At 45.3% G+C, this 5,629-nt stretch carries 2 tRNA genes and 3 rRNA genes; all 5 read right to left on the reverse strand.

Features of this window, described 5'->3' with window-relative positions:
• Positions 1–91: 91 nt before the first annotated feature.
• A 5S ribosomal RNA gene (rrf, locus tag Q0770_RS14595) occupies positions 92–200 on the reverse strand.
• A 130-nt stretch (positions 201–330) separates the two neighbouring features.
• A 23S ribosomal RNA gene (locus Q0770_RS14600) occupies positions 331–3,152 on the reverse strand.
• 223 nt (positions 3,153–3,375) lie between these two features.
• A tRNA-Ala gene (locus tag Q0770_RS14605) sits at positions 3,376–3,449 on the reverse strand.
• 68 nt (positions 3,450–3,517) lie between these two features.
• A tRNA-Ile gene (locus Q0770_RS14610) sits at positions 3,518–3,591 on the reverse strand.
• Positions 3,592–3,685: 94 nt separating this feature from the next.
• Positions 3,686–5,211: ribosomal RNA gene (locus tag Q0770_RS14615) — 16S ribosomal RNA — on the reverse strand.
• The 16S, 23S and 5S rRNA genes sit together here with 2 tRNA genes alongside, the layout of an rRNA operon.
• Positions 5,212–5,629: the final 418 nt, after the last annotated feature.

Consider the following 5,629-nt stretch of genomic DNA (forward strand, 5'->3'; position numbering starts at 1 on the left):
AATAACAACTTTCATCTATTCTCAAAATTTATTTTCATTTACTTATTTATAAAAACAAAAAAAGACCCAATCGTTAGATTGAGTCTTTCAAAAAAGGCGGCGACCTACTCTTCCACAGTAAGCAGTACCATCGGCGCAAACGGGCTTAACTTCTCTGTTCGGAAAGGTAAGAGGTGAGCCCCGTCGCTATAACCACCTTAAATTTTAGCTATTAGCTTTAAGCGTATCGCTTTTTGCTTATAGCGCAGCAAAGCTGCTAATATCTTAACATATTGAAAAATGATTCATGAATAATAATTTAATCTATTGAACTTTATAAAAAAACAGGCGTACAATAAGCCTACGGGTTATTAGTACTACTCGGCTATGACATTACTGCCTTTACACCTATAGCCTATCAACGTGGTCATCTCCCACGACCCTTTAAAGAAATCTCATCTTGTGGTGGGTTTCGCGCTTATATGCTTTCAGCGCTTATCCCTTCCGAACGTAGCTACCCTGCAATGCTACTGGCGTAACAACAGGTACACTAGAGGTTCGTCCAACTCGGTCCTCTCGTACTAGAGTCAGATCCACTCAAATTTCTAACGCCCACAGTAGATAGAGACCGAACTGTCTCACGACGTTCTGAACCCAGCTCGCGTGCCACTTTAATGGGCGAACAGCCCAACCCTTGGGACCTTCTCCAGCCCCAGGATGTGACGAGCCGACATCGAGGTGCCAAACCCCCCCGTCGATGTGAGCTCTTGGGGGAGATCAGCCTGTTATCCCCGGAGTACCTTTTATCCTTTGAGCGATGGCCCTTCCATGCGGAACCACCGGATCACTATGCTCTACTTTCGTACCTGATCGACCTGTATGTCTCTCAGTCAAGCTCCCTTATGCCATTGCACTCTACGCACGGTTACCAAGCGTGCTGAGGGAACCTTTAGAAGCCTCCGTTACTCTTTTGGAGGCGACCACCCCAGTCAAACTACCCACCAAGCACTGTCCTTCCGTATGGAAGTTAGACTCTAGATAAGCAAAGGGTGGTATTTCAACAATGACTCCACAACGCCTAGCGACGCCACTTCAAAGTCTCCCACCTATCCTACACATTACTTATCCAAAGCCAATACTAAGCTATAGTAAAGGTTCACGGGGTCTTTTCGTCCCACTGCGGGTAATCGGCATCTTCACCGATACTACAATTTCACCGAGCTCATGGCTGAGACAGTGTCCAGATCGTTACACCATTCGTGCAGGTCGGAACTTACCCGACAAGGAATTTCGCTACCTTAGGACCGTTATAGTTACGGCCGCCGTTTACTGGGGCTTCATTTTAGATCTTCGCCGAAGCTAAACCCTCCACTTAACCTTCCAGCACCGGGCAGGTGTCAGGCCCTATACATCATCTTTCGATTTAGCAGAGCCCTGTGTTTTTGATAAACAGTCGCCTGGACCTTTTCACTGCGGCCCATCTTACGATGGGCGACCCTTCTCCCGAAGTTACGGGTCTATTTTGCCTAGTTCCTTAGCCATGAATCTCTCGAGCTCCTTAGAATTCTCATCCCAACTACCTGTGTCGGTTTAGGGTACGGGCTGCTTCACTCGCTTTTCTTGGAAGTCGATTCGCTAGATTATCACCTTGACCGTAGTCTCAGTGTACTATCGCCGTGTTACCACTGGCTTCAACGCACAATTCCGTCTGTGCGCACTAACTATTCGCCTCCGTCACTTTTAGTGTGAGCAGGTACAGGAATATTAACCTGTTGTCCATCCACTACCCCTTTCGGGTTCGCGTTAGGTCCCGACTAACCCTCAGCTGATTAGCATAGCTGAGGAAACCTTAGTCTTTCGGAGTGCGGGTTTCTCGCCCGCATTATCGTTACTTATGCCTACATTTTCTTTTGTAGCTTCTCCAGCAAGCCTCACGACTCACCTTCGACGACACTACAATGCTCCCCTACCACTTTTTCAAGTCCATAGCTTCGGTAGTATGTTTATGCCCGATTATTATCCATGCCGAACCGCTCGACTAGTGAGCTGTTACGCACTCTTTAAATGAATGGCTGCTTCCAAGCCAACATCCTAGCTGTCTAAGCAGTTCAACCTCGTTTATTCAACTTAACATACATTTGGGGACCTTAGCTGATGGTCTGGGTTCTTTCCCTCTCGGACATGGACCTTAGCACCCATGCCCTCACTGCTGATTAACATTTTATAGCATTCGGAGTTTGTCAGGAATTGGTAGGCGGTGAAGCCCCCGCATCCAATCAGTAGCTCTACCTCTATAAAACTATAAATCAACGCTGCACCTAAATGCATTTCGGGGAGTACGAGCTATTTCCGAGTTTGATTGGCCTTTCACCCCTACCCACAGGTCATCCGAAGACTTTTCAACGTCAACCGGTTCGGGCCTCCACTGTATGTTACTACAGCTTCACCCTGCCCATGGGTAGATCACACGGTTTCGCGTCTACCACTACTAACTATAGCGCCCTATTCAGACTCGCTTTCGCTACGGATCCGGTACTGAATACCTTAACCTTGCTAGCAACGGTAACTCGTAGGCTCATTATGCAAAAGGCACGCCGTCACGGATAAATCCGCTCCGACCGCTTGTAAGCGTATGGTTTCAGGTTCTATTTCACTCCCTTATTCAGGGTTCTTTTCACCTTTCCCTCACGGTACTAGTTCACTATCGGTCTCTCAGGAGTATTTAGCCTTATCGGATGGTCCCGACTGATTCACACAGGGTTACACGTGCCCCGCACTACTCAGGATACCACTATCTTAACAATCTTTACTTATACGGGACTATCACCCTCTGTGGTCGCTCTTTCCAAAGCGTTCTAATTCATTATGCATCGAATATCGTGGTCCTACAACCCCAGCATTGCCGTAACAATACTGGTTTGGGCTAATCCAATTTCGCTCGCCGCTACTATCGGAATCACTTTTGTTTTCTTCTCCTCCGGGTACTTAGATGTTTCAGTTCTCCGGGTTCGCCTCCTTGCGGATAACATGTCTTCAACATGCTGGGTTGCCCCATTCGGATATCTGCGGATCATTTTGTATGTGCCAATCCCCGCAGCTTTTCGCAGCTTATCACGTCCTTCATCGCCTCTGAGAGCCTAGGCATTCCCCATACGCTCTTATTTAGCTTATTGTACTTTTGTCTTTTTAATGAGTTACATTACTAATAGAAGCTCGTGACTTACTATTAGCAATTAAATTATTACATATATAAAGAGAACGATCTCTTTATATATATTTCATGTATCTTTTTCAATATGTCAATGAACGTATACCGTATCGGTACTGACTAATTAATCAGCAACTAACGGCGCAATACTTCTGAGATAATATTACTTATCTCTAGGCATTGCCTAGTGGAGAATACCGGAGTCGAACCGGTGACCTCCTGCGTGCAAGGCAGGCGCTCTAGCCAGCTGAGCTAATTCCCCATTCCTTGAATCCTATCTCTTAGAATCCTGAATGTGAATCCTCAACGTCTAGAATTTCCTTTAATTAGTAGTCTCAGGCAGACTCGAACTGCCGACCTCTACATTATCAGTGTAGCGCTCTAACCAGCTGAGCTATGAGACTCTACTTAATTATTATAAAATTAAATTAACAGCAAGAGAATAAAATCAAAGATAAACTTCGATTATAGTATTATAAATTAGTCGTCTTTCTCTAGAAAGGAGGTGTTCCAGCCGCACCTTCCGGTACGGCTACCTTGTTACGACTTAGCCCTAGTTACCGATTTTACCCTAGGCCGCTCCTTACGGTGACGGACTTCAGGCACTCCCAGCTTCCATGGCTTGACGGGCGGTGTGTACAAGGCCCGGGAACGTATTCACCGCATCATGGCTGATATGCGATTACTAGCGATTCCAGCTTCACGGAGTCGAGTTGCAGACTCCGATCCGAACTGTGATAGGGTTTATAGATTCGCTCCTGGTCGCCCAGTGGCTGCTCTCTGTCCCTACCATTGTAGCACGTGTGTAGCCCAGGACGTAAGGGCCGTGATGATTTGACGTCATCCCCACCTTCCTCACAGTTTGCACTGGCAGTCTTGTTAGAGTTCCCGACTTGACTCGCTGGCAACTAACAACAGGGGTTGCGCTCGTTATAGGACTTAACCTGACACCTCACGGCACGAGCTGACGACAACCATGCAGCACCTTGTAGATAGTCCGAAGAAATAGCTATCTCTAGCTAATGCAATCTACATTTAAGCCCTGGTAAGGTTCCTCGCGTATCATCGAATTAAACCACATGCTCCACCGCTTGTGCGGGCCCCCGTCAATTCCTTTGAGTTTCATTCTTGCGAACGTACTCCCCAGGTGGGTCACTTATCACTTTCGCTTAGCCACTCAGATCGAAATCCGAACAGCTAGTGACCATCGTTTACGGCGTGGACTACCGGGGTATCTAATCCCGTTCGCTCCCCACGCTTTCGTCCATCAGTGTCAATACATTGTTAGTGATCTGCCTTCGCAATTGGTATTCTATGTAATATCTATGCATTTCACCGCTACACTACATATTCTAACCACTTCACAATGATTCAAGATAACCAGTATCAAAGGCAATTTTACGGTTGAGCCGCAAACTTTCACCTCTGACTTAATTATCAACCTACGGACCCTTTAAACCCAATGATTCCGGATAACGCTTGGATCCTCCGTATTACCGCGGCTGCTGGCACGGAGTTAGCCGATCCTTATTCTTACAGTACCGTCAGCTCTCCACACGTGGAAAGGTTTCTTCCTGTATAAAAGCAGTTTACAACCCATAGGGCAGTCTTCCTGCACGCGGCATGGCTGGATCAGAGTTGCCTCCATTGTCCAATATTCCTCACTGCTGCCTCCCGTAGGAGTCTGGTCCGTGTCTCAGTACCAGTGTGGGGGATCCCCCTCTCAGGGCCCCTATCTATCGTTGCCATGGTGTGCCGTTACCACACCATCTAGCTAATAGAACGCATACTCATCTTTTACCGATAAATCTTTAATATAAATAACATGCGAAATTTATATACTATGGGGTATTATTCTTCATTTCTAAAGGCTATCCCCCTGTAAAAGGTAGATTGTATACGCGTTACGCACCCGTGCGCCACTCGTCAGCGAAAGAGCAAGCTCTCTCCTGTTACCGTTCGACTTGCATGTGTTAGGCCTGCCGCTAGCGTTCATCCTGAGCCAGGATCAAACTCTTCATCGTTAAATTTTTAAGTGTTTCCACTATTATCTTCAACAACTAATTCAGAATTTTCAAAGTCTCAATATGATTTATTCTCTTGTTCGAAATAATCGTTTCCAATCATTTCTTACGCTGTCAATTCAATATGTTAATGAACGTATTTCTTAAATTCTCTTAAGGCGTTTATCTCTTAAGCGGGTGCAAATATAAAACCATATTTTTATTCCCACAAAATAAAAATGAAAATATTTTTAATTTTATTTTTTATCCCTAATAAACTCCTTAATGAACTACCCAAAAACTAAACTTCTTAGCCGTTTTGAGCGTGCAAATATATAACCATATTCCATTCCCACAACCCTTTTACCAAATTAATTTTTATTTACTTTTTTTGACAATTATAAATAACTTATTATCAGTGATTAAGACTGATGAAAAA

It is taken from the genome of uncultured Winogradskyella sp. (genome assembly GCF_947501905.1).
GTDB lineage: Bacteria > Bacteroidota > Bacteroidia > Flavobacteriales > Flavobacteriaceae > Winogradskyella.